General features: G+C 67.4%; 22 protein-coding genes, 1 tRNA gene and 1 other RNA gene. 17 read left to right on the top strand and 7 right to left on the bottom strand.

Annotated features, from left to right (window positions below; translation table 11 throughout):
• The first annotated feature begins 4 nt into the window (after positions 1–4).
• The 12 genes from ACVWYS_RS16575 (at position 5) to ACVWYS_RS16630 (ending at position 11,300) form a co-directional block, all read left to right on the top strand.
• On the top strand, positions 5–1,198 hold the full coding sequence (locus ACVWYS_RS16575) for a Gfo/Idh/MocA family protein (protein WP_456510081.1): 1,194 nt from the start codon (positions 5–7) through the stop codon (positions 1,196–1,198).
• Position 1,199: 1 nt separating this feature from the next.
• The gene (locus ACVWYS_RS16580; RefSeq protein WP_120954239.1) at positions 1,200–2,195 is read left to right on the top strand and encodes a sugar phosphate isomerase/epimerase family protein; all 996 of its coding nucleotides are present in this window, start codon (positions 1,200–1,202) and stop codon (positions 2,193–2,195) included.
• 10 nt (positions 2,196–2,205) lie between these two features.
• Positions 2,206–3,069, top strand: a complete 864-nt coding sequence (locus tag ACVWYS_RS16585; protein WP_456510082.1) for a 3-keto-disaccharide hydrolase — start codon at positions 2,206–2,208, stop codon at positions 3,067–3,069.
• 2 nt (positions 3,070–3,071) lie between these two features.
• Positions 3,072–3,974 carry a TolB family protein gene (locus tag ACVWYS_RS16590; RefSeq protein WP_344362738.1) on the top strand — a complete coding sequence of 301 codons (903 nt, stop codon included), beginning with the start codon at positions 3,072–3,074 and terminating at the stop codon, positions 3,972–3,974.
• Complete coding sequence (locus ACVWYS_RS16595) at positions 3,967–5,001, top strand: Gfo/Idh/MocA family protein (protein ID WP_456510083.1); 1,035 nt, start codon at positions 3,967–3,969, stop codon at positions 4,999–5,001. Before ACVWYS_RS16590 ends, ACVWYS_RS16595 begins: the two co-directional genes overlap by 8 nt.
• A complete protein-coding gene (locus tag ACVWYS_RS16600) occupies positions 4,994–5,476 on the top strand; it encodes a heme-degrading domain-containing protein (RefSeq protein ID WP_456510084.1) in 483 nt (160 codons plus the stop codon). Before ACVWYS_RS16595 ends, ACVWYS_RS16600 begins: the two co-directional genes overlap by 8 nt.
• A 309-nt stretch (positions 5,477–5,785) precedes the next feature.
• Positions 5,786–6,889 (top strand): baeRF11 domain-containing protein, encoded by a 1,104-nt coding sequence (locus ACVWYS_RS16605; protein WP_116767136.1) that lies wholly within the window; start codon positions 5,786–5,788, stop codon positions 6,887–6,889.
• Between the two features lie 66 nt (positions 6,890–6,955).
• Positions 6,956–7,492 (top strand): N-acetyltransferase family protein, encoded by a 537-nt coding sequence (locus ACVWYS_RS16610; protein ID WP_456510085.1) that lies wholly within the window; start codon positions 6,956–6,958, stop codon positions 7,490–7,492.
• A 108-nt stretch (positions 7,493–7,600) separates the two neighbouring features.
• A complete protein-coding gene (locus tag ACVWYS_RS16615; RefSeq protein ID WP_456510086.1) occupies positions 7,601–8,341 on the top strand; it encodes a DsbA family oxidoreductase in 741 nt (246 codons plus the stop codon).
• A 148-nt stretch (positions 8,342–8,489) separates the two neighbouring features.
• Positions 8,490–9,812, top strand: a complete 1,323-nt coding sequence (locus ACVWYS_RS16620) for a nicotinate phosphoribosyltransferase (RefSeq protein ID WP_456510087.1) — start codon at positions 8,490–8,492, stop codon at positions 9,810–9,812.
• 157 nt (positions 9,813–9,969) lie between these two features.
• Positions 9,970–10,497: a DUF427 domain-containing protein gene (locus ACVWYS_RS16625; RefSeq protein ID WP_456510088.1), complete on the top strand. Its 528-nt coding sequence runs from the start codon at positions 9,970–9,972 to the stop codon at positions 10,495–10,497.
• Positions 10,498–10,661: 164 nt separating this feature from the next.
• A complete protein-coding gene (locus ACVWYS_RS16630) occupies positions 10,662–11,300 on the top strand; it encodes a TetR/AcrR family transcriptional regulator (protein ID WP_456510089.1) in 639 nt (212 codons plus the stop codon).
• Between the two features lie 10 nt (positions 11,301–11,310).
• Here the strand turns inward: ACVWYS_RS16630 and ACVWYS_RS16635 are convergent, their stop codons facing one another.
• Complete coding sequence (locus ACVWYS_RS16635; protein ID WP_344362717.1) at positions 11,311–11,988, bottom strand: LytR C-terminal domain-containing protein; 678 nt, start codon at positions 11,986–11,988, stop codon at positions 11,311–11,313.
• On the bottom strand, positions 11,981–12,280 hold the full coding sequence (locus tag ACVWYS_RS16640; RefSeq protein ID WP_120954228.1) for a type II toxin-antitoxin system VapB family antitoxin: 300 nt from the start codon (positions 12,278–12,280) through the stop codon (positions 11,981–11,983). Before ACVWYS_RS16640 ends, ACVWYS_RS16635 begins: the two co-directional genes overlap by 8 nt.
• Positions 12,281–12,452: 172 nt before the next feature.
• Between ACVWYS_RS16640 and ACVWYS_RS16645 the strand changes: the two genes are divergently transcribed.
• Together ACVWYS_RS16645 and ACVWYS_RS16650 are read left to right on the top strand one after the other, a co-directional pair.
• Complete coding sequence (locus ACVWYS_RS16645; protein WP_116767142.1) at positions 12,453–13,346, top strand: hypothetical protein; 894 nt, start codon at positions 12,453–12,455, stop codon at positions 13,344–13,346.
• A 326-nt stretch (positions 13,347–13,672) separates the two neighbouring features.
• Complete coding sequence (locus ACVWYS_RS16650; protein ID WP_091255647.1) at positions 13,673–15,088, top strand: stealth family protein; 1,416 nt, start codon at positions 13,673–13,675, stop codon at positions 15,086–15,088.
• Positions 15,089–15,186: 98 nt separating this feature from the next.
• On the opposite strand, the gene ACVWYS_RS16655 is transcribed toward ACVWYS_RS16650, so the two are convergent.
• The 4 genes from ACVWYS_RS16655 to ACVWYS_RS16670 all read right to left on the bottom strand — a co-directional run bounded on the left by ACVWYS_RS16655 (position 15,187) and on the right by ACVWYS_RS16670 (position 19,813).
• Positions 15,187–16,128 (bottom strand): phosphodiesterase, encoded by a 942-nt coding sequence (locus ACVWYS_RS16655; protein WP_456510090.1) that lies wholly within the window; start codon positions 16,126–16,128, stop codon positions 15,187–15,189.
• 237 nt (positions 16,129–16,365) lie between these two features.
• Positions 16,366–17,577 (bottom strand): formaldehyde dehydrogenase, glutathione-independent, encoded by a 1,212-nt coding sequence (gene fdhA, locus ACVWYS_RS16660; RefSeq protein ID WP_344362712.1) that lies wholly within the window; start codon positions 17,575–17,577, stop codon positions 16,366–16,368.
• Positions 17,578–17,803: 226 nt separating this feature from the next.
• A complete protein-coding gene (locus tag ACVWYS_RS16665) occupies positions 17,804–18,289 on the bottom strand; it encodes a glutathione peroxidase (RefSeq protein WP_344362710.1) in 486 nt (161 codons plus the stop codon).
• A 171-nt stretch (positions 18,290–18,460) separates the two neighbouring features.
• On the bottom strand, positions 18,461–19,813 hold the full coding sequence (locus ACVWYS_RS16670; protein WP_456510091.1) for a M23 family metallopeptidase: 1,353 nt from the start codon (positions 19,811–19,813) through the stop codon (positions 18,461–18,463).
• 276 nt (positions 19,814–20,089) lie between these two features.
• Between ACVWYS_RS16670 and ACVWYS_RS16675 the strand changes: the two genes are divergently transcribed.
• Entirely contained in the window at positions 20,090–21,001 is a 912-nt protein-coding gene (locus ACVWYS_RS16675; RefSeq protein ID WP_456510092.1) for an oxygenase MpaB family protein, read from the top strand.
• Positions 21,002–21,131: 130 nt separating this feature from the next.
• Here the strand turns inward: ACVWYS_RS16675 and ACVWYS_RS16680 are convergent.
• Positions 21,132–21,216: transfer RNA gene (locus ACVWYS_RS16680), tRNA-Ser, on the bottom strand.
• A gap of 794 nt (positions 21,217–22,010) precedes the next feature.
• Here ACVWYS_RS16680 and ffs point away from each other — a divergent pair.
• Both ffs and ACVWYS_RS16690 read left to right on the top strand, forming a co-directional pair.
• Positions 22,011–22,107, top strand: an RNA gene (ffs, locus tag ACVWYS_RS16685) — signal recognition particle sRNA small type.
• The gene (locus tag ACVWYS_RS16690; protein WP_456510093.1) at positions 22,106–25,240 is read left to right on the top strand and encodes a DNA polymerase III subunit gamma and tau; all 3,135 of its coding nucleotides are present in this window, start codon (positions 22,106–22,108) and stop codon (positions 25,238–25,240) included. Before ffs ends, ACVWYS_RS16690 begins: the two co-directional genes overlap by 2 nt.
• Positions 25,241–25,274: the final 34 nt, after the last annotated feature.

Consider the following 25,274-nt stretch of genomic DNA (forward strand, 5'->3'; position numbering starts at 1 on the left):
AGTAATGAACTCCCACGAAACTACCCCCGGATCTTCCCCCTTGGGAGTGGCCATGATCGGGTACGCGTTCATGGGCAAGGCCCACTCGAATGCCTGGCGGAATGTCGCCAGCTACTTCGACGTCCCGGCCTTCGAACGTCGCGTCCTGGTCGGACGCGACCCCGCCGGGGTGGCGGAGGCCGCCGCGAAATACGGCTGGGCCGAGTCCTCCACCGACTGGCGCGAGGTGATCGCCCGTGATGACATTCAGATTGTCGATATCTGCGCCCCGGGCTGGATGCACGCGGAAATCGCCATCGCCGCCCTGGCCGCCGGCAAGCACGTCCTGGTCGAAAAGCCGCTGGCCAACACCCTGGCCGAGGCCGAGGCCATGGCGGAGGCCGCCCGGGCCGCCCGGACCCGGGGCGTGCAGTCCATGATCGGATTCAACTATCGCCGGGTCCCCGCCCTGGCCCTCGCAAAGGAGCTGATCGCGGAGGGCCGGCTCGGCACCATCCGGCACGTCCGTGCCGCGTACCTGCAAGACTGGCTCGTGGACCCGGACTCGCCCATGACCTGGCGGCTGAACAAGGACACCGCAGGGTCCGGCGCGCTGGGCGACATCGCCAGCCACGCGATCGACCAGGTGCTGTTCCTCCTCGGCGGCCAGGTCACCGAGGTCTCCGGCCGGCTGCACACCTTTACCTCGCAGCGCCCCGGCGCCACCGGGCTGGAGGACGTGACAGTCGACGACGCCGCCTGGGCCACGCTGACCCTCGCCTCCGGGGCCATCGCCTCCGTGGAGGTCTCCCGGGTGGCCACCGGCCAGAAGAACTCGCTCAAGCTGGAGATCTACGGCGACAAGGGAGCTCTGCTGTTCGATCTCGAGGACCTCAACGAGCTCGGCTTCCTCGACGCCACCCTGCCCGTGAGGGAACAGGGCTTCCGCCGCATCCTGGTCAACGAGCCCGAGCACCCGTACGTGGACGCGTGGTGGCCGCAGGGCCACGTGCTCGGCTGGGAACACACGTTCACGCACGAAATCCGCGACTTCCTCGTGGCGGTGGGCACCGGAACCACGCCGTCGCCGTCGTTCGAGGACGGCCTGAACGTCCAGCGGATCCTCGCCGCCGTGGAAGAAAGCGCCGCGGCCAAGAGTTCGCTCATCCAGCTCGCCCCGTCCGCCCCGACCACCCAGCCCGCTACCGAAAGAGCCTGACATGCCCCGCCCGTACACCCTGTTCACCGGCCAGTGGGCCGACCTGCCCTTCGAGGAAGTCGCACGCCTGGCCTCCGGCTGGGGCTACGACGGCCTGGAAATCGCCGTCTCCGGCGACCACCTGGACGCCTGGCGCTGGGACGAACCCGGCTACGTCGAATCCAAACTCGCCGTCCTGGAAAAGTACAACCTCAAGGTCTGGGCCATCTCCAACCACCTCAAGGGCCAGGCCGTGTGCGATGACCCGATCGACTTCCGGCACGAGGCCATCGTCGGGGCGCGCGTGTGGGGCGACGGCGAGCCTGAGGGCGTGCGCCAGCGCGCCGCGGAGGAAATGAAGCACACCGCCCGGCTCGCCAAGGCCCTCGGCGTGGACACCGTGGTCGGGTTCACCGGCTCGTCGATCTGGCAGTACGTCGCGATGTTCCCGCCCGTGCCGGAGAAGGTCATCGAGGCCGGATACCAGGACTTCGCTGACCGCTGGAACCCCATCCTGGACGTCTTCGACGAATGCGGGGTCCGGTTCGCCCACGAGGTCCACCCCTCCGAGATCGCCTACGACTACTGGACCACCGTCCGCACCCTCGAGGCGATCGGCCACCGCGAGGCCTTCGGCCTGAACTGGGACCCGTCCCATTTCATGTGGCAGGGCATCGACCCCGTCTCCTTCATCTGGGACTTCAAGGACCGGATCTACCACGTCGACTGCAAGGACACCAAGCTGCGCCCCACCGGCCGGAACACCGTCATGGGCTCGCACCTGCCCTGGGGCGACCCGCGCCGCGGCTGGGACTTCGTCTCCGCCGGCCGCGGGGACGTGCCCTGGGAATCGTCCTTCCGCGCCCTCACCGCGATCGGCTATGACGGCCCCATCTCCGTCGAGTGGGAGGACGCCGGCATGGACCGGCTCCACGGCGCCCCCGAAGCCCTCGCCGCCCTCAAGAAGTTCGACTTCCCGGCCTCGAACACCTCCTTCGACGCCGCCTTCAAACAGTAAGGGCACGTTCATGTCAGGCATTGAAACGCCCGACGGCGGCGACCGTTTTGTCCCGCTGTTCGACGGCACCACTTTGGCTGGCTGGCGATCGGTACCCCGCGTCTATGGCACCGAGTATCCGGGCGGTCCGGCCCTCTCGGAACGCTTTGCCGCCCTGGGTTTGACCCCGCCGGTGGAGCCCGAGAAGCACCCGGCCCGCTGGTTCGTGGAAGACGGCGTCCTGGTCGGCGAGCAGGACTCCCCCGGCAGCGGCTACGGCGGCTACCTGGTGAGCGAGCAGGCATTCGGCGACTTCGAACTCGTGCTGGAAATGCGCCCCGACTGGCCGGCCGATACCGGCGTCATGATCCGGCGCCGGCCGGATACTTGGGAAGGCTTCCAGGTCTTGGTGGACCACCGTCCCTCCGGGGGTATCGGCGGGTTCTTCGGCAACGGCCTGGCGAGCTTCTCCGCCGTACCCTTCGCCGTCAACGTGGCCATGGACGCTGACGGGCGACCCACGGGTTTGATTGCGGACAACCCGGCCACGTCGGTGGAGCCTGTCACCGAAGAAAAGCGTGGCCGCCTGAAGCACGCCGCCGACGTCGAGGACTTCCTCAACGTCTGGCGATGGAACGGCTGGAACGAACTCCGCATCCGCTGCGTCGGCGCCCTGCCGGTCATCACCACCTGGGTCAACGGTCTCAAGATCGCCGAACTGGACACCGCTACGCTGGACTCGCCGAACTACAACCCGGCAGATGTCCTGGGTGTTCTCGGAGAGCGCGGTCACATCGCCTTGGAAGTCCACGACAACGACTCCATGTTCGGCGAGGCCCGCTGGGGCAAGGGCGCGCAGTGCCGGTGGCGGAGCATCCGGATCAAGGAACTCTGAGCATGCTGCGTACCCTTCAGACCGGCCAGCGCTGCGAGGTCTGGATAGCGTCCGTCACAGGCGAATCCGAACTTGTCTACAGCACGGACGAGCTCCTCCTCGAAGCGCCCAACTGGACCCTTGACGGCTCGGCCCTCGTCCTCAACGGGGACGGGAAGCTATGGCGGTTTGAGTTGCCAGGCCGGACCATCAGCCAGGTCCCGCTGACCGGCATCCCCGACCTCAACAACGACCACGTCCTGGCACCTGACGGCACCGGCATCTTCCTCTCGGCGAACGACGGCCACATCTACCGGGCAGCTCTGAGTGGAGGTCCGGCGGAGCGGATCACCGACGCCGACGGCTCCTTCCACTTCCTGCACGGCGTCAGCCCGGATGGATCCCAGTTGGCATACGTCGGCATCGAGGCCGGAGACTTCACGCAGCCGGGCCGCCTCAGGACCATACCGTCCGACGGCGGCGCTACCGCCGGCGTCGATGTCGGCCCCGGCCATTGCGACGGACCGGAATACTCGCCCGACGGAAAGTGGCTCTACCTGAACACGGAGTCCTTCAGCGCTCTCCACGGCCACGCCCAGCTTGCCCGAGTCCAGGTTGACGGAAGCGATTTCGAGCGCCTCCTAGAGAGCGAAACCGTCGACTGGTTCCCGCATCTATCCCCCGACGGCGGCTGGGCCAGCTACATCCGTTTCCCCCGCGGCACGGAGGGCCACCCCGCGGACCTGCCGGTCGCCGTCGTGCTTGTCTCCACCAGCGACTGGACCGCACCTCTTCACACCTGGCCCCTCTTCGGCGGCCAAGGAACCCTCAACGTTAATAGTTGGTCGCCGGATTCCAGGCGCTTTGCGTTTGTGGCTTACCCGCTGGCCACCACCGACTCACCGAAGGACCAAGCACGTGACTAATCAACCCACCGGCACCTCTGACGGCCGCATCAGCTGGGGAATCCTCGGCACCGGATTCATCGCGGGGCTGCAAACCCAGGACCTGATCGAGAACGGCTTCACCGTCCAGGCCGTCGGCTCGCGGACCCTGGATTCGAGCCAGGCGTTCGCTGAAGAGTACGGTGTGGCAACCGCGCATGGCAGCTATGAGGACTTGGTGGCCGACCCGCTGGTTGACGTGGTCTACATCGCCACGCCGCACCCGTTCCACCACGCCAATGCCTTGTTGGCCTTGAATGCTGGCAAGCATGTGCTGGTGGAGAAGTCGTTCACCATGAACGCCCGCGAAGCCCAGGACGTTGTCGACCTCGCGGAATCCAAAGGGCTCGTGGCGCTGGAAGCCATGTGGTCGCGATTCCTCCCGCACATGATCCGCATCCGCGCAATCGTCGAGGAAGGCACCATCGGCGAGGTCCGGAAGGTGGTCGCCAGCCACAACCAGAGCCTGCCCAAGGACCCTGCCCACCGGCTGAACGATCCTGCACTGGGCGGCGGAGCGCTGCTGGACCTCGGCATCTATCCGGTCTCCTTTGCGTTCGACATCCTGGGCACTCCGGAGACCATTCGCGCCAGTGCGTCCATGACCGCTACCGGGGTAGACCGGCAGACTGCAGCCATCTTTGATTATGTTGGCGGTCAGCAGGCCATTGTGGACTGCGAACTGGACGCCGCCAGCGCCAACCGGGCTATGGTCATCGGGACCGAAGGGTGGATCGATATCGAATCCACTTGGTACAACCCCACGCCCTTCACAGTTCATGCCTTGGATGGCAGCGTTGTTGAACGCTATGAGCAGCCTGTCAACAGCCGCGGAATGCAGTACCAGGCCGCCGAACTGGAACGACTGGTCAGGGAAGGCGTAACCTCCGGCACCATCCTTCCGCCCCGAGAATCAGTGGCCGTCATGGCAGCAATGGACGAAATCCGACGCCAGATCGGCCTCAGCTACGACGCCGACTCCACACCGGACGAGACTTTCCATGACTGACACCGGCTCGCCGCGGATCGCCGAACTGCGCCGGCACGAGGAAGAACTCGTCTTCCCGGGCTTTGACCACCACGATGCCTGGCGCCTCGGCTCGCTCATCGCCAAGCGGGCAATCGCCGAAGGGCACGCGATCGCCATCGACATCCGGCGGCACAACCTGGTCCTCTTCCGCTGTGTCCTGCCGGAAGCCACCGCCGACCAGGAGGAATGGATCCGCCGCAAGGCGGCCACGACGCTCCGCTTTGAACGCAGCACGGCCCTGCTCGCCGAGGAGTTCGCGGTCAAAGATTTCGATCCAATGCAAGGAGGGTGGCTCGCCGCGGAGGACTACACGTTGGCCGGGGGCTCGTTCCCCATCCGGGTCAAGGGCGTCGGTGTCATTGCGGCAGTCACGGCGTCCGGGCTTTCGTCCGACGACGACCACCAGCTGGTGGTCGAGGCCATCAGGCGTCATCTCCAGTCGGCCGCCGGCTAAGAAATGCTGTCCATGTGTTGGCCTGAGATATGTACCCCAGCCACCACCCGCACGCACTCCCGGAGTGCCACGTGACCGAGACAATCCGCATCCCTGCGGTCCGCTAAGGGTGCTGGCCGAACTGGCTACCGGCGCCGAACACCTCCGTACTGCAAGTTGCGCCGACTGTTGACACGGGACTCCGCGGGGTCCGATGCTGGGCTGATCCGGTATTGCTGACCCTCGGTGCGGCTTTGCGCATCGAGTAGGTGCAGGAAAATCCCCCTCCTCGTGCGACCCAGCGGAGAGATAGCAAAAAGGAGCACCCCCATGCACATCGATATGCCGACCCGGTACGACGTGGAACGTCTGGCCGCCGCGCGCGATCCACACAGCGTCACCGTGTATCTTTCGACGAGCAGCGTCCCGGCCCATTCGGAGGACAATCAGTCCAGAGCCCGGTCCTTGTTCAGTTCCGCCGTCGAACAGCTCCGCCAAGGCGGAAACAACGACGCAGTGGCCGCGATAGAAACCTTCCTCGACGAGCTGCTGGGATCCCCGGAGTTCTGGTTTGACATGGGGCGGAGCGTGGCCATCTTCGTGACTCCGACATCAATTCTTGAGTTCCGTTTGCCCAACGATCTCGAGGACCACGTGAGCGTGTCCGACCGCTTCGCCATCACCCCGCTGCTTCGCGCACTCACCTTCCCGAACGCGGCGCTCGTGCTCGCAATCTCACAGAACGGGGCACGGCTCATTGAGGTCACGGCGGACCGGCCGGCAGAGGAGGTCACGGTACCGGGCATGCCCCGGGATGCAGCAAGTGCCGTCGGGCTCGAATCGATAGGCGGCCGCTCCGCATCCGGCCGGCTGCAGGGCGACGAGGGACGAAAGGTACGGCTGACCCAATATGCCCGTTCCGTCGACCATGCGCTTCGTCCACTCTTAAACGGGAATTCCCTCCCGCTGGTGATCGCTGCGACGGAACCACTCACCAGCATCTACCGCAACCTCACAGGCTACGCACACCTTGCGTCCGAAGTCATCGAGGGAAACCCCGATGAACTGACACCGGCCCAACTGGCGGAAGCGGCGCGTGGTGTGCTCGACCGGATCTACGCGGCCGATCTTGTTGCTCTGCAAACGACGTTCGAGGAGCGTCGTTCCAACGGCCGTGGCACGACCGACCTCAGCGACCTGGCTCGGGCCGCCGCCTTCGGCGCCATTGCGACGCTCGCCGTGGACATGGATGCACAAGTCAACGGTGCTGTCGGAGACGACGGCGCGCTCACGCTCGACGGGGACACCGGGCAGGACGTGGTTGAGGAAATCGCGCGCCGGGCCCTCGGCGCGGGCGCCCGGGTCCTGGCCGTGCGCCGCTCCGATCTGCCGGAAAACGTGGAGGCGGTCGGAATCCTTCGCTACACCATCTGATAGGTAGCTCTGCCCGGCAACCACGCCATTGATGCCCGGGCTCCGCGGCGGACTAGGGTTTTAGCTATGACGCACCAGATCCGGACAGCAACCGCGGACGACGCCGGGAGGCTGGCAGCGCTTGCTGCCGTCACCTTCCCGCTCGCGTGCCCGCCGGAATCCCGGCCGGAGGACATCGCGGCCCATCTGGCCAACACCCTGAGCGAGGCCAATTTCCGGGCCTATCTGGACGATCCGGCGGTCACGGTGCTGGTGATCGACGCCGACGGCGAGCTCCGCGGCTACAGCCTGCTGGTGGCCCGCCCCGCCCGGGACCCGGAGGTGGCCGCAGTCCTGGCCGAGCTGCCGTGCACCGAACTCAGCAAGTGCTACGTCCACCCGGACCACCATGGACTGGGCGCCGCCGCCGAATTGATGCAGGCGAGCATCGCCGCGGCCGTGGCGGCGGGTGCCCGCGGGCTGTGGCTCGGTGTGAACAGCCAGAACGCCCGGGCCATCCGGTTTTACGAGAAGTCCGGCTTCCGCAAGGTCGGCACCAAGTCCTTCCAGCTGGGCGACACCGTGGAGCACGACTTCGTCATGGGACGCCGGGTCTCGCCGTGAGCGCGGGGAATGCCGGGACGGCCGGCGCCCTATTCACGCCGGCCTGCCCGTGACGAAGCCGACAGGGCGCCGGGGAATGAGCGGGCCCCGGCGGAGGTTGTTGCCGGCATGAAGATTGAAATCTGGTCCGACGTCGCCTGCCCCTGGTGCTACATCGGCAAACGCCGATTCGAAACCGCCCTCGCGGCGTTCCCGCACCGTGATGCCGTGGAGGTGCAGTGGCGCAGCTACCAGCTGGACCCCACGCTCCCGGAGCATTACGACGGCACCGAACTGGACTACCTGAGCACCCGCAAGGGCATGGCCCCGGCGCAGGTGTCCCAGATGTTCGAGCACGTCGCCGCCCAGGCCAAGGGCGAGGGACTGAACTACCGGTTCGACGCCGTCGTGGTGGCCAACAGCTTCACGGCCCACCGGCTGCTACACCTCGCCGCCGCCCGGGGCATGCAGGACGCCGCAAAGGAACGCCTGCTCAGCGACCACTTCGAACACGGCAAAGACATTGGCAGCGAGGAGTACCTGACCGGTCTGGGACTGGACCTCGGACTGGACGCCAGCGACCTCGCGGAGCTGTTCAGCTCGGACGCCTACGCCGACGACGTCCGGAACGACATCGCGGAGGCCCGGGCCTTGGGCATCACTGGCGTCCCGTTCTTCGTGATCGACCGGAAGTTCGGGCTCTCCGGCGCCCAGCCGGCAGACACGTTCAGCGCCGCCCTTGAGCAGGCCTGGCAGGACAGCCACCCGCTGGTCATGGTGGGCACCGCCGGCATGGAGGCTGCGGATGCCGCCGAAGGGGATGCTTCTGCGGCGTCCGGGGCCTGCGGCCCCGACGGCTGCAGCGTCTGAGCCGCACCGCCTGAGTCCGACGCCGTCGAATTCGCCGGAAACGTCCGAGTTCGCCGGAAACGCCCGGGTTCGCCGGAAGTTTCCGGCGACCCCGCAGGATTCCGGCGAATTCGGGGCCGTCACTGCGATCCCCGGCCTAGAGTGAATCATGGACACTTCGGCCGGACCGGACGGATCCCGGACCTCCCTGTTTACCGATCACTACGAGCTGACCATGTTCCAGGCGGCGCTCCACTCCGGGGCGGCTCACCGCCGGTCCGTCTTCCAGGCCTTTGCCCGCGGGCTCCCGGCCGGGCGCCGGTACGGGATCGTGGCCGGCACCGGCCGGCTCCTTGAAGGCATCGCGGACTTCCGCTTCGACCAGGACGACCTCGATTTCCTGGCCGGCACCGGGGTGGTCAATGAGGACACGCTGGAGCACCTGTCCGCCTTCCGGTTCTCCGGCGACATCTGGGGCTACCCGGAAGGCGAGGCCTACTTCCCGCACTCCCCCGTCCTGATCGTGGAATCGACCTTCGCTGAGGCCTGCGTCCTGGAGACCTACGTCCTGTCGGTGCTGAACCACGACAGCGCCATCGCCTCGGCCGCGTCCCGGATGACCGGTGCCGCGGGCGGCAGGCCCTGCATTGAGATGGGGTCCCGCCGCACGCACGAGGAAGCGGCCGCCGCGGCGGCCCGAGCGGCCGTGATCGGGGGCTTTTCCGGCACGTCCAACCTGGCCGCCGGCCGGCGCTACGGCCTCCGGACCGTCGGCACCGCGGCCCACTCCTTCACGCTGGTCCACGACTCCGAGCGCGACGCCTTCGCGGCGCAGCTTGCCTCGCTGGGGGCAGCCACCACGCTGCTCGTGGACACGTACGACGTCGAAGCGGCCGTCCGCACCGCCGTCGGCCTCGCCGGAGACAAGCTCGGGGCCATCCGGCTGGACTCTGGAGACCTCGTGGCCCAGGCACACTGGGTCCGCGAACTTCTGGACAGCCTCGGCAATGTGCACACCAGGATCGTGGTGACCTCGGACCTGGACGAGTTCTCCGTCGCCGCGCTCCGGGCAGCGCCGGCCGATTCCTACGGGATCGGCACATCGCTGGTGACCGGTTCCGGGGCGCCCACGGCCGGCATGGTCTACAAGCTGGTGAGCCGGGCCGGTGACTCCGGCGGGCTCGTTGCCGTTGCGAAGACCTCCAAGGACAAAATCAACGTGGGCGGCCGCAAGTTCGCCGTACGCCGCCTGGATGACCGCGGCACCGCCACCCATGAGGTCCTCGGCGTGGGCCATCCGCCGACGGACGGCAAGAACGGCCGACCGCTCCTGCAGCAGTTCATGAAGGACGGCGAACTCCTGCCCGGCTGGACCGGGCCGGACGCGGTGGGGCGGGCGCGGGAGCGGCACACGGCCTCCATGGCGGAGCTGCCCCGGGTTGTGGACCGGCTGCAGCCCGGCGAACCGGCCATCCCGACCATCTATGAGTGAAGCGTTCGACCGTACCGCCCGGCGCTGATCGTTCGCGAGCCAGGTGGCGTTTTCGCGCCCAACGGAGGCCACCGGGGCGGTGCGTGCGAAGGTTTACCCGTCCGGCTTTTCGTCCTCCACCGCGTACGCCCACCACATTAGATGGCACCATGGGGACATGACTTCTGCTCGAGGATTTTCCGGCTTCTTTCGGCGTCCCCAGCCCATCAAACCCAACGCCGGTCAAGAATCGGTGTGGGACTACCCGCGGCCGCCAAGGGTCGAGCCGCGATCGGAACGGGTCATCGTGCGGCTTGGCGGGCAGGTGATTGCCGACACCACCGATGCAGTGCGCGTCCTGGAGACGAGTCATCCCCCCGTCTACTACTTGCCATTGGACGCATTCCCTGCCGGTGTTCTCCTCCCTGTCCAGGGCACCAGCTTCTGCGAGTTCAAGGGAGAAGCGCACTACTTCGACGTCGTTGCCGGCGGAGTCGTCGTTCCCCGTGCCGGGTGGACCTACCCGGAACCCACCCGGGGGTTCGAGGCGCTCAGTACCCGAGTGGCCCTCTACCCGGAGCACATGGACTCCTGCGAGGTCAACGGCGAGCAGGTGGCCTTCCAGGAGGGTGACTTCTACGGCGGTTGGATCACCAGACAGATCGTTGGCCCGTTCAAGGGTGGCCCGGGCACGGCCGGGTGGTGAGCACGTCGTTCTCGCCCGCCGGCAAGACTCGACCCTGACTTCGCGTCTGGCTGCTCCGTAGAAGGTGCGCTGGCCAGCATGACTTCCGCGGAACTGAGCGTGCCCGGCCGTGTCGCAGCCTCCCACCCGCCCGATTTAGTGACAGATCGCGCTAAAGTGTCCGTATGCCTAGGATTTCGGCCGCGAGCAACGCCGCCCAACGTGCCGAGACCCAGCGCCGCATCCTGACCGCATTCGGAGAACTCCTGTTCACCCACGGGCTGCCCGGCCTGACCATGACCGATGTCGCGCGCCACGCCCGGATCGGCCGGACGGCCGTCTATAACTACTACGCGGACATCGAAGAGCTCCTCATCGCTTACGCCCTGGACGAGACCGAGCGGTTCCTGGTCGACCTGCGCGAGTCGCTGGATTCGCTGGAGAACCCGGTAGAGCGGCTGGCTGTTTACGTCCGGGCCCAGGTGGAGGACCTGAGCCGGCGCCACCTGCCGCCGGGGCCGGCCATGGCGGCAGTGCTCTCGCCATCGTCGTTCGCTAAACTCGCCGACCACGTGGGCGAGCTCAGCGTGCTCCTGCAAGGCATCCTGCGCGACGGCATGACCCAGGGCTACCTGCCCGAGTCGGACATCGCCCAGCTGGCCCAGCTCATCCACGGCACGCTCTCCTCGAGCGCGGCCCGGGGCGACGGCGCCGGCCAGGACGCCGAGGCCGAGGCCCGGCTCGCCCGGACGGTGCGGTTCATCCAGCTCGGCGCGGGGGCCAGGTTCGACGGCGCCGGCCGGCCGGTCCGCCGCGGCAGCTAAGCGGCGGCGCCTACCCGGCCGTCGGCGTCGCCGACGGCGCAATCGGCCAGGTGCTCTCATCCACGATGCGCCGGTTCTCGCGGGGGCAGCTAAGCTGGCCCGGCGTCTGGTCCACGAGTTCCGGCTTGGCCAGTTCCTTGAAGTCGCCGGTCAGGATGACATCCACGCTGGGATCCGTGCGGTTGTCCTGGAAATAGTCCGAGCCCGGCAGGTTGCGCTGGACGCTGAAGGCGGCCGACTGTCCGGCGGCGCCGGAGACGATCAGCGCCACGCCGCGGTAGCTCGACGTCGTGTTCCCCACGGCGCCCACGATGAACTTCCGGGCGGCAAACTGGTCGGCGACGCTCCGCGCCAGTCCGGGCCGGCTCGTGGAGTTGTAGATGTTGAGGTTGATCTTCTCCGGCGGCGTGTAGTCGAAGGTGGCCGCCGGGCACACCGACACTGGCGCCTTGCTCCGTTCCGCCGTGGCAATCTTGATCTGGCCGTTCATGATGGCGAGCGCCACCACGATCGCCGCCACGATCACGCCGACCAGCATCACCAGCACGACGCCGTGCAGGATCCTGCGGCGCAGCCGGACGGGGTTGTCCTCGGCACCGTCCTCCTCCACGAACGTGGCCCGCAGCTCGGAGCCACTCACGACGCGGTGCCCGTGCAGGACCGTCGAGTCAGCCCGCTTCCTAGCCATTTATCACGAGGACCCGCGCGTGGATAGCGGTGCGCTGGTGCAAGGCGGTGCGGACTGCCCGGTGCAGGCCGTCTTCAAGGTAAAGCACGCCGCGGTACTCCACGACGTGCGGAAAGAGGTCACCGAAGAAAGTGGAGTCCTCGGCCAGCAGAGCTTCGAGGTCCAGCGTGCGCTTGGTAGTCACGAGCTCATCAAGCCGGACCGGGCGCGGCGGCAGGGCCGCCCAGTCCTTGGGCGTGTTGTAACCATGGTCGGGGTACGGGCGTCCCTCGCCCACAGCTTTGAATATCACCATGCCAGCCTAAGGAACTTGTACGCGCAAAGGAATGAAAGTCCCGGACCGGCGTGAGGTTGTGGCCAAACGGTAACCATTTGTCACAGGCCGCATTGACACATCCGGCGCACGGCCGTCGATCTTCTCCACACTTCACGCAAAGGTTCCCGACGGCTGACAGAATAGCGGTATGACTTCACCCGAGACTTCCCCTGTGCTGGCGCTGCTGCTCGACGTCGACGGTCCGGTCGCAAGCCCCGTCACCCGCGATGTGCAGCCCGGCATCATTGCGGACCTGCTGGCCCTGGCCGCCGCCGGCGTGCCGGTCATCTTCAACACCGGCCGATCGGACACGTTCATCCGCGAGCAGGTCATGGAACCGATGATCGCCGCCGGCATGCCCGCCGGCACCGTCATCCACGCCATTTGCGAAAAGGGCGCCGTCTGGTTCAGCTACACCGCCGAAGGCCCCGGCACTGTCCACGTCGACCGCGAGCTCGCCATCCCGCAGGCCTTCGGCGACGACGTCCGCCGCCTGGTCGCCGAGGACTACTCCGCCCACATGTTCTACGACGAAACCAAGCGCGCCATGGTCTCCGTGGAGCAGCATATCGCCGTCGCCAACCCGGACTACCGGGCCGAGCAGGAACTCTTCGACGCCGACGCCATGAACCTCATGGCCCGGCACGGGCTCGGCGTGGTGCGGCTGGACCACCACGTCCCCGATTCGGACGACCAGATCGACTTCCGCGTCGACCCGACCATCATCTCCACCGATATCGAGTCGGTGCGGCTGGGCAAGGATCTGGGCGCGAGCCGGGCGGTGGAGTTCCTGGCCGCCCAGGGCATCACACCGCAGGCCTGGCGCACGGTGGGCGACTCCCGCACGGACTACGCCATGGCCGACTGGCTGCACCACAATGACCACGCCGTGAAGCATGTGGACGTCCGGCCGGCGGACGGCATCCCGGTCAAACCCTACGAGGTCCTCACCGCTGCCGACCTCGGGCTCGGCGAGGACGTGATCCACGACGACGCCGGTGCCGCCTTCCTGCGCCACTGGCTGGCCGTCGTCACCGGCTGAGGTCCGCTGCCGCCGCTTTCTGTGCGGCCACACACGCGCCTTTCTGTGCGGCCACACACGCGCCCGGTGCGTGCGGGATTCCGCGGCAATTTTGAGGGCCGCGTTATCATGCAAGTAGATATCAACGCACTCAAAGAAACGGGAGATCCGACATCACCGACGCAGCGATCCAAGACGAGATTTACTATGGCAGCCAGGCATCCGAGGACGCCCACGCCGAGGTCACGTCGGCGGCCGCAGTCGCCAGATTCCGGACCCGCTCCGACGTCGTCCGCCACCGCGGCCGCTATGCGCTGATCAACGAGAACCGCACGCCGTATCAGGCCATGGTCGAAGACCTCATGTTCCTGCGGTCAGTCCTGGCCGGCGCAGGCCTCGGCTACCTGCTGGTCCGCGGCAACAACCACCGCCCGGTGATCGCCGTCGACTGGAAAGACCGCAAGGTGCTGCGCGACGCCCTCGTCGAAGCGTGCCGCGACGAGCCCTTCTACTCCATGAGCGTGGACGCAAAGAAGAAGTCCTCCGTGCTGGTGGCCGACGGCGAGCTCTCGCCGAACCGCCAGGCCCGGATCTTCCGGCTGTACCGCCCCCGGGTGGAACCGGAGGGCGGCTTCGAGTTCGGCGCTTCCGCCGGGGTCCAGCTGGAGCTCTGGAGCTTCGAGGGCGACCAGCTGATCCTCCCGATCGAGAACTCCCTGACGCGCCGCACCCTGCTCGCCCAGGACGCCGTGCGCGGCACAGTGGAACGCTACGGCCACACATGGCCCACTATCGAGAACATGTTCGCGGACCACGCCAGCGACATCAGCTTCGACATCGACCTCGTGTTCTCCTGGGTGGACGGAAGTTCCCCCGAGTACATCGCGGCCCGTCGGGCCCGGATGGCCGGCGTCGTCGTGGGCGAGGGCGATGACCACGAGGCCCGCTTCCGCCAGATCGACGAGCTCAAGTACGCCCTGCGCTCGGTCTACATGTTTGCGCCGTGGATCCGCAGGATCTTCATCGCCACAGACTCCCCCGCACCGGCATGGCTGGCGGACCACCCGAGCGTCACGATTGTCCGCAGCGAAGAGTTTTTCGCCGACCCCTCGGTCCTCCCGACGCACAATTCGCAGGCCGTGGAGTGCCAGCTGCACCACATCGAGGGGCTCTCCGAGCACTTCCTGTATTCCAACGACGACATGTTCTTTGGCCGGGCCGTGGGACCGGACATGTTCTTCACCCCGGGCGGGATTACGAAGTTCATTGAGGCCGAGACGCGGATCGGGCTGGGCGACAACGACGCCGAACGCAGCGGCTTTGAGAACGCCGCCCGGGTGAACCGCAAGCTGCTCTGGGACCGCTTCGGGCGCATCACCACCCGGCACCTGGAGCACACGGCGGCCCCCTTGCGGCGCAGCGTAGTGGAGCAAATGGAACAGGAGTTCCCGGCCGAGTTCGCCAAGACCGCCGCGAGCACGTTCCGGGCCGCGGACAACATCTCCGTTACCAACTCGTTCTACCACTACTACGCGCTGCTCACGGGCCGCGCCGTGACCCAGACGGCTGCCAAGGTGAAGTATGTGGACACCACGGCCCGGGCAGGACTGAACTACCTGCCCAAGCTGCTGGCCAAGCGGAACATGGACTTCTTCTGCCTCAACGACGGCAGCTTCCCGGAAGTCCCGGCGGAAGAGCGCGCCGAACTGGTCACGGATTTCCTGGAGAAGTACTACCCCATCAAGGCGCCCTGGGAAAAGTAGCCAAGAGAACAGCGGCCCGGGGCGAACCGCGGGGCAAGAGTTGCGGGCTGTGCCCGCAGTGCGGGAACCGCAGACCGGTGAACCAGCAGGGCGGTGAATCAGTTCAGGGTGGTGTACCTGCGGTGCGCCGGCGTCCGGGACGGCGCTTCGAGCTGGGCCTGCTCCGGAATGGTGATCCCCGCGGCAGCGAGCCGGCGCTGGACTTCCGCCGGAGAGACGAGTTCACCGACAGCCGGGGTGTCGCCAAGCAGCACCACGGAGTGCACGATCGTGTGCTCGTAGACATGGACCAGGTTGAACGCCTGCCCCCCGTCGCGCCCGCGTGTGCCGCCCACAGCAACGTTCAGGTCCTGTGTGTAGCACGTCGCAGATGCCACGGACACGGGGATGCCGGCGAACGTTGCGGTGGTCGAGTAGTGCAGGTGACCGCCCAGGATGGCACGGACATCGGAGTTGCGCAGGACTCCGGCAAGCGCCGACTGTCCCCGGAGTTCCACCAGCACGGCAAGGTCCAGCACGGACGGTACCGGCGGGTGGTGCAGGGCGAGGATGGTCCCGTCCGGGGCCGGGGTGGCGAGTTCGGCGGCGAGCCAGTCCAGCTGGTCCTGGCTCAGCTCGCCATGGTGGAAGCCGGGCACTGAGGTGTCCAGGGTGATGATGCGCAGCCCGTTGACGAAGTAGCTGTGATCTACCGGGGCGTCGTTGTCCGCCTGGTCCAGGAGCCCGGCCCGGAAATTGGCCCGGTCGTCGTGATTGCCCATCGCCCAGATGACCTTCGCTCCCATGGCCCTGCACGCAGGCTCCACGATGGCGCGGAGCTTGGCGTAGGCTTCCGGTTCGCCGAGGTCGGCGAGGTCGCCGGTGAAAATCACGGCTTCGGGGCGTGCACCTGAGGCGTGGACCTCGTCGAAGAGTTGCTGGAGCAGGGCTTCGCTGTCAACGACGCCGTACAGGGGTTGCGGACCCCCCAGCAGGTGGGGGTCGCTCAGATGAAGTAGGAAATGACGTGGCCGGGGGTGCTCGGCCTCGATGCGCTCCATTGCTACCTTCTTGGTTGGGTGGAAGCGGTGCCTCCAGTGTCCCTCTCAGTAAGGACTATCCAACCAGACATTGGGCAAACAATGTAAAAACTCGGTCACGCATATTCAAAAATCGCAGGTTAACAGATGGCCGCCCCTCACATGCTCCAGACGGCATATGAAGGCGGAGGCGGCCCGGCGGCACACCGAAGCCCCAGCTCAACGGGGCAACGGCAGTGCCGCCGGGTTCCGGGCCTGCTAGCTCAGATACCCATTGGGGTTGAGCACGAACTTCGTCGCCGCGCCGGCGTCGAATTCGGCGTAACCTTTCGGAGCATCCTCCAGGGCAATCGCCTTCGCGTTGACGTTCTTGGCGATGTGCACCTTGTCATGCAGGATGGCCATCATCAGCTGCCGGTTGTACTTCATGACCGGACACTGTCCCGTGGTGAAGCTGAGCGACTTTGCCCAGCCCGTTCCAAGGCTGAGCGAGAGAGAGCCCTTCTTCGCGGCCTCGTCCACGCCGCCCGGATCACCGGTGACGTAGAGCCCCGGAATACCCAGGGCGCCGCCGGCGGCCGTCACTTCCATCAGCGAGTTCAGGACGGTAGCGGGGGCTTCATGCGCTCCGGCCCCGTGGCCCTTGGCCTCAAATCCCACCGCGTCCACGCCACAATCGACTTCCGGTACGCCCAGAAGCTGCTCGATTTGCTCGGCCGGGCCGCCCTTGCTCAGGTCGATGGTCTCGCAGCCGAAGCTGCGTGCCTGCGCCAGGCGGTCCGCGTTCATGTCACCCACAATCACGACGGCGGCACCCAGGAGCTGGGCACTGGTCGCGGCGGCGAGTCCCACAGGCCCTGCGCCGGCCACGTAAACTGTGGACCCGACGCCTACGCCTGCGGTGACCGCGCCATGGAATCCGGTCGGGAAGATGTCCGAGAGCATGGTCAGGTCCATCATCTTTTCGAGGGCCTGATCCTTGTCAGGGAACTTCAACAGGTTCCAGTCGGCATACGGCACAAGAACGTAGTTGGCCTGGCCACCTACCCAGCCGCCCATGTCCACGTAGCCGTAGGCGCTGCCCGGACGGTCCGGGTTAACGTTCAGGCAGATGCCGGTCTTGCGCTCTTTGCAGTTCCGGCAGCGCCCGCAGGCGATGTTGAAGGGGACGGAACAGATGTCCCCCACTTTGATGAACTCAACATCGGGCCCCACTTCGACCACCTCGCCGGTGATCTCGTGGCCCAGCACCAGGTCGGTGGGAGCTGTGGTGCGCCCCCGGACCATGTGCTGGTCTGAGCCGCAAATATTCGTGGCAACGGTTTTGAGGATTACGCCATGGCGCACCGAACGGCCCACGTTGGCGGGGTTGACCCCCGGACCGTCCTTGAGTTCAAAGGTGGGGTAGTCAATGTCGATCAGTTCGACCTTGCCCGGCCCCTTGTAGGCAACGGCTTTGTTCCCTGTCATCTATTTCCTCCTGCTTTCACGAGCCCCGGTCTGGGCGCCCTGGTGTGATTCACGAAGTTCTCTGATGCGCCCTCCATAGGGGCACCGTGACCGCACTGCCGACGGGCTGCTGCCAGGGATGACTGTGCCGCGGGGATGCCCGGAATGTTGGAGGGTCTGGCCAGTCTAGGCGCTAAGCATGCTTAGGGATAGGGGTCGATTTCCTCTGGAAGCCGGGCCGTCCGATTCAGCCGAGGGCCGACTGGACAGCTTCGATGATTTCCGGTGCGTCCGGCTCCACGGTGGGTGCGAAGCGGGCGATGATGTCGCCGTCGCGGTTCACCAGGAACTTCTCAAAGTTCCACTTCACCAGGCCCGGCAGGAGCCCGTTCTTGAACTTGGTGAGCTCGGCATAGAGCGGGTGCTGGTTCTTGCCCCGGACGTTGGCCTTGGCGGTCAGCGGGAAGGTCACGCCGAAGTTGCGCTGGCAGAATTCGGCGATCTCGGCGTCGGCCCCGGGTTCCTGCCCCGCGAACTGGTTGCACGGGACGCCGAGGACCTGAAACCCCTGGTCGCGGAACTTGTTGTGCAGCGCCTCAAGCCCCGCGTATTGGGGCGTGAAACCGCACTGTGATGCCACGTTCACCACCAGCACCACCTCCCCCTTGAAGCGGCCGAAGTCGGTCTCGGTGCCGTCGATGAGGGTCAGGGGAATGGAGTGCAGAGCGGTCATGGGTGCGTCCTCGCGGTGTCGGTGGTCCGAAGCAGGGCCCGGAACCGGTCCCTGCAGCGATTCGTCGCCGAAGGGTGCAGGTATGGGTCTGCATTCCGGGCAGAGTCCGGGGCCGAAGCGGGCGGCCTGCCCCCGACCCCGGAGACGTGTTCCGGGAAGTCCCGCTGGCGTCTAGCGGGTCGGCGTCGCGGTGGTCGTCGCGGTGGACTTTGTGGTGGTTTTCGTTGTGGTTTTTGTGGTGGCGGTTGTCGTGGCGGACTGCGTGGTGGTGGCCGGCGCAGGGTCCCCCGTGGGCGCGGTGACCGGCGCCGGCGCCAGGGGTTTGGCTGGCGGGGCCGACGTCTTGGCGGCACTCTCGGTCGCGCTGGGAGAGGCCGGTGCGGTTGTCGGGGCCACAGACGACGGGGCCGGTGCAGACGGCGTCGCGGAGGCGGTTTTCGTCGGTGTCGGGGTAGGCGTGGCAGTCGGCGTCGGCGTGACGGTCTTCGTCGGTGTCGGGGTAGGCGTGGCAGTCGGCGTCGGCGTGACGGTCTTCGTCGGGGTCGGGGTCGGGGTCGGCGTGACGGTCTTCGTGGGCGTCGGGGTGGCGGTCTTCGTCGCTGTCGGCGTGCCGGCGGCGGCTTCCGTGGGTGGCGCCGAGGGACTCGTGGACGGCTTGGCCGCCACAGCGGCAGGCTGTTCTTGAAGACCGCCGGCCACTACGTGGGTCAGGTCCTCCCGGACGGGAATCGCCCATCCAAGCCCTGCGTTGGCTGGATTGCCGGCGTCGGGCGCGTAACTGGTCAGTTCGATCGGGCCGAGCTGGTCCACCTGCTTGATGGGGATGAACTTCCAGCCCATCGGGTCGGTGTGAGCGCCGTTGAGGATGGTTTCGAAATGAAGGTGGCAGCCGGTTGAGGAGCCGGTAGTGCCGACCAGGGCAATGACCTCCCCCACCCGCACGGAGTCGCCCTTCTTGACGGCAATCCCCTGGAGGTGGTTGTACGTGGTGATGAGACCGTTGCCATGGTCAATTTCCACCCGGTTCCCGCCGCCCCACGGGTGCCACCCGACGGCCCTCACCACACCGGCGTCGGCCGAGTAGACCCTGGTTCCGCAGGCGGCGGCGAAGTCCTGGCCCCAGTGGAATTCGCCGGCAACCCCCGTCAGGGGGCTGGTGCGCAGTCCGAACGGGGAGGACGGCACCAGAGTTTCCAGGGGGGCCATGAGGAACCCGGCCGCGGGCCGGCTCAGGCCCGCCGAGGCGACATTGAGCTCGCCGCCAACCCCTTCCTTGGTCACCGTTTCCACCGTGCTCCTGCTGAAGGCCACGAGCGCCTGGGGGTCCGCGGTCACAGCTCCTGGAGTCGCCGATGACGCGGCCGCGGGCCGCTGGGTAACCGGGTCGAGCGTTTCAGGTCCCACGGCGCCGGCGGCCGGCACGTCGACGGGCGCAACGTAGGACACGCTGGCGCCCAGTCCCTGAAAGCCGCCGAATGTCAGAACGGCCAGGGACAGGCAGAGGCCTCCGGAAACGCAGCGCACGGCAATCGTCCGTGCCCTGGTTGATTGCTCACTCGATGAGTTTCCCCAGTGTTTTCCCACGATGTGACTCCCGCTATATGCCCGCCAGACCCCAATCTTCACGGACTTACCCCACTATGTGACCACAGACCGCCGGGTCTGTGAACCGTCGGTGGCCCCCTTTTGCGGCCGAACCCGCGGGACCGGGCCTGTCCCGAGTAGCGGGCCGACGGCGGCCCAGTAGTCCGCCGCGGACTTGCAGGTGCCGAAGACCCCGGAGCCGGGTAAGAATGGAGGATGCGCAATGTCCTCAGGGAATGGCAGGCGGAACTCAAACAAACGTTCACCGGGACGCGCGACACCGTGCCTGAATGGGTTCCCCGGCTTGCCGAGGGAGACGACGCCGGCTACCACCTGCCAGGCTCGGCGGTCTGGACTGTCCACGGGGACATGCCAACCATCGTCGCGGGAATCCGGGCCCTGCTGATGCAGGCCCTCCATCCCGGTGCGCTGGCCGGGGTCCATGATCACTCCCGCTTCCGCGAAGACCCCCTGGGCCGGCTGGCGGGCACCATCCGCTGGATTTTCACCGTTTCCTACGGCTCCACTGGCGAGGCCCGAGCGGCCTCTGACTGGGTGCTCCGGCTCCACCAGACGGTCCGGGGGGAATTCGTGGACGGCCACGGCGTCAGGCGCTCGTACGCGGCCAACGATCCCGAGCTGCTCCGCTGGGTCCACATTGCCTTCACCGACGCCTTCCTCTCGGCCCACAAGCTGTGGGGACGGCCGATTCCGGGCGGACCTGACGCGTATGTCCGTGAGTGGGCCCAGGCCGGCAGGCTCATGGGCGTGGAGGCCCCGCCTCTGAGCGAGGCGGAAATGCGGCAGCAACTGGACCGCTGGTACGACGACGGCGAACTCCGCAGTGATGAAAGGGTCGCCGAGACGGTGGCTTTCATCCGTGATCCGCCTCTCCACCCGGTGCTCAGGCCTGGCTACCGGGTCCTGTTCGCGGCCGCCGTGGCCAGTCTCGAACCCAAATACCGCGAGATGCTGCGCCTCCGGACCGCGCGGCTGGGCCCGATCCCGCTGCCTGTGAGACTGGCTACGCGGGTCACCCTGGGCGTGGTGCACCTTGCCCTGGGCCGGATGGGCCCGAGCGAACAGGCCGCCCGGACCCGTCTGCGCCGGCTGGGCTACCCGGCCTGAGACGGAGTGAGATGTGGTGACACGGGCGCGGGCGCACAATCCCGCCGGCGAAGCTACTGGCCCCCGACCTCAGGAGGAGCCAAGCCTGTGGACGCAAAAAGGCCCCGGTCCAATGGACCGGGGCCAACCGCGGAGAATGGGGGATTTGAACCCCCGAGGGCGTTAACCCAACACGCGTTCCAGGCGTGCGCCATAGGCCGCTAGGCGAATTCTCCAGTTGCTTCTGAATCAAAAGCAGATACTAGAATACCTGAACTTTCCGGCATCGCCCAATTGAGCCCTCACCGCCCGGATTGAGGCTTCTCCGGAGGGATATGCCCCACGGTCCACGCCCTCACCGCCGGACATGCCCCACGCTCCAGCCCAGGGCTGGACATAATGCCAAACAGCCCAGTCCTCCCCTCGAAAAATGAGCATGTCCCACGGTCCACGCCCTCACCGCTGGACATGCCCCACGCTCCAGCCCAAGGCGGGACATAATGCCAAACAGCCCAGTCCTCCCCGCGAAGAATGAGCATGTCCCGCACTGTATGCCTCGCCCAATGGACATGCCCCGCACTGGGCGCGATGACTGGACATAATCCTCCCCGCACCGACCCGGGCACGCAGCCCCCGTCCCTGGGTTGCACTGTCCTGCTCACGCCCGCCCACCCGCCGGCCTTCCCGCAAAGATGCGCAAAGAACAGAGATGCCCCGCGGTCCCGCCAAGGGCTGGACATAATCCTCCCCGCACCGACCCGGGCACGCAGCCCCCGTCCCTGGGTTGCACTGTCCTGCTCACGCCCGCCCACCCGCCGGCCTTCCCGCAAAGATGCGCAAAGAACGGACATGCCTCACGGTCCACGACCCGAGCGAAGGACATGTCCCCCGTTCCCGCCAAGGGCTGGACATAGTGCCAAACAGCCCAGTCCTCCCCGCGAAAAATGAGCATGTCCCGCCGGAGATAGCGGGGGAAACGGGGTGAAAACAGGCCAATTCGGGGCACACTCAATCGTCAGGTAAACTTGCTGACGGCCCCTCATGTGGCGTCATCCTGTTGAACTCCCCCAGGACCGGAAGGTAGCAAGGGTAAATGGGCTCTGGCGGGTGCATGAGGGGTCTTTTATGTCTGTGCCGATTGGTAGGGTTAAATCTGTGACTGTTACTACCGCGCTTTACCGTCGATACCGCCCCGATTCGTTCGCGGACGTCATCGGGCAGGAACACGTCACCGAGCCGCTGATGACGGCCCTGCGTAAGAACCGCGTCAACCACGCTTACCTCTTTTCCGGCCCTCGCGGCTGCGGCAAAACCACCTCGGCCCGCATCCTCGCCCGCTGCCTGAACTGCGCCGAGGGACCCACGGACACCCCCTGCGGCAAGTGCCCCAGCTGTGTCGAGCTCGCCCGCGGCGGTTCCGGCTCCTTGGATGTCATCGAGATCGACGCCGCCAGCCACGGCGGCGTCGACGACGCCCGCGACCTCCGCGAGCGGGCCACGTACGCCCCGGTCCGGGACCGCTACAAGATCTTCATCATCGACGAAGCCCACATGGTCACCTCGGCCGGCTTCAACGCCCTGCTCAAGATCGTCGAAGAGCCGCCGGAACACATCAAGTTCATCTTCGCCACCACGGAGCCGGACAAGGTGATCGGCACCATCCGTTCCCGCACGCACCACTACCCCTTCCGGCTGGTACCCCCGGAGCCCCTCATGGCGTACCTGGAGCTGCTCTGCACCCAGGAGAACGTCCCCGTGGCGCCCGGGGTGCTCTCGCTCGTTATCCGCGCGGGCGGCGGTTCCGTCCGTGACTCCCTGTCCGTGCTGGACCAGCTCATGGCCGGCGCCGGACCAAACGGCCTTGACTACGAGCTCGCGGTCGCCCTCCTGGGCTACACGCACGCCTCGCTGCTGGACGACGTCGTCGAGGCCGTCGCAGCGTCCGACTCCGCCACGGTGTTCCGCGCGGTGGACCGGGTCATCCAGACCGGCCACGATCCGCGCCGCTTCGTCGAAGACCTGCTTGAGCGCTTCCGCGACCTCATCATCGTCCAGGCGATGCCAGAAAGCGCCCAGTCCATCCTCCGCGGCATACCGGCGGACCAGATCGCCCGGATGCAGAACCAGGCGCATAATCTCGGGGCGGCGGAGCTCTCCCGCGCCGCGGACGTCACCAACACGGCGCTGACGGACATGACCGGGGCCACCTCGCCGCGCCTGCATCTGGAGCTGCTGTGCGCCCGCATCCTGCTTCCCAGTTCCGAACAGACCGAACGCGGCATCGCGGCCCGGATCGACCGCGTCGAGCGCCGTTTGAACTACGCCGGGAACGACGTCGGGGCTCCCCTCGCCAGTGCCCCCGCCGTTGCGTCGGCCCCGCCCGCGCACGCTGAACGTCCCTCTGTCCCCCGGCAGTCCGTTCCCCAGGTGCCAGTTGCCCAGTCTCCCGGAGCGCCTGCTGACGCGGCCGCCACCGCTGCTTCCGTCCCGCCACCAGTTGACCAAGCGCCCGTTGACCAGCCAAATGCCGCGCAGGCGCCGGCCGCTGGCCCCGACGCCGCGCCGGCCCGGCGGGACGAACCTGTCCGGGAACCGCTGACGGCGCCACGGGTCAGCACCAACGACTGGCCCGTGGACGAGTCCGCGGCCGCCAGCCGGCTCGCGTCCGCCCCAACGTCGCCGCCTGCGGCCCGGTCACATGCCGCGCCGTCGCCTGCAGCCCCGCCCGTCGAGCCCGCCCCGGCGCCTCCTGCTGCCCCAGCGGCTACTGCTCCGGAAGCGGCAGCAGCAGCACCGTCCGCCCCTGTCCGGTCCGAGGCCGCCGCAGCACCTGCCGCGGTTGCCCGCCCGGTGTCCGGCCCGGGCGCCGACGTCGAGGTCCTGCGCCGTGCCTGGCCCGACATCCTGCAAACCCTCACCAAGATCAAGCGCAGCACCTGGGCGCTGGTGGAGCCCAATGCCCAGGTCGGCCATTTCGAGGACCACGTCCTGACTCTCGCGTTCACCACTCCGGGCCTGGCAGGCGCCTTCGGCCGCGCCGACCACGCCGAGAACCTCCGGCAGGCGATCCACAAGACGATCGGTATCGACTGCCAGATCAGGGCCGTCGCCGGCGGCAGCAACAGCCCAGCGAGCTCTGAGCCAAACCCAAAAGCGCCCGCTAGCCCGGAGACCCCGGCGACGTCGGCCGACGTCGCCTGGGGGCTGAGCCCGGCCCCCCAGTCCCCTGCGTCAGAGTCACCGTCACCGTCCGAGGCATCCGCCGAAGCCGTCCCAGTGGCGGCGCCGGTACGTGTTCCGGCGGCCTCCACGCCGGCTGCGGAACCTGCTCCGGCCCCGGGCCCGGCTGGCGGCCGCCCCGCTCCGGCACCGGAAGCGCGGACGCCGGTGCCGGCAGTCGGGACTGAGGCCCGCGCCGCCGACGAGGCGGTCGGACCGGACGGCCCTTCGGAGCCTTCCGGATCCTACGCCTACCCTGACGACGACTGGGGACCGCCCCGGGATGAAGACGCCCCGCCGCTGGACGAAGAACCCCCCATGGACTGGGACCCTTCCTCCGCCGCGGCGCCGCGCCGCGCCGCCCAGTCCCCAGCCCCAACTCCTGTCCGGAAATCTCCGGCGCCGGCGCCGTCCCGTACCGCCGGCACGGCGGTCGGAGCCATGCCAGGAGGCCCGGACACCTCGGCCGACCCATCGGCCGACCCGTGGGCCCGCGCCGTCGAGCAGTCGCCCGGCATATGGACGATCGGCACGGAGTCCAACGTCGGGCGGCACGCGACGCCGGATGCCGAGCCCTCAGCACCGGAGCCCGCACCGGCGCCGGTGTACTACGAGCCGGCGGCGGCACAGATCCCGGAATATGCGGGCGTCGTGTCCGGACCGTCCGGACTGACGTCGGAACAATTTTCTGCAGTTGCGCCGGGCCCGGCATCGGCCGGCCCGCAGGCTGCTGCGCCATCCGCGGCCCCCTCAGCCCCGGCCGCTGCGGTGACGGCGGTTCCCGACGCTGCCACTACGACGGGCCGGCAGAGCCTGTACCAGCGGCTGTCGAACAGCCCGGAGGCGGAAGCCGGCCGGGCGAAAGCCCCCGCCCGCGCGGCCGCCGCAACCACCGTCTACGTGCAGGACATTCCGAGCGCCGACGATGAAACGATCGAGGAATCGGGCGTCTTCGGCCGGGCCGCCGTCGAGCGAATTCTGGGCGGGAAACTGGTGGAGGAACGTTCCCTGGACGGAAGCCCGCTGCCGCCACGCTTCTAGCAGACCACCTGCCGGCTGGCGCCGGCCCCATTCC

It is taken from the genome of Arthrobacter sp. TE12231 (assembly GCF_054062895.1).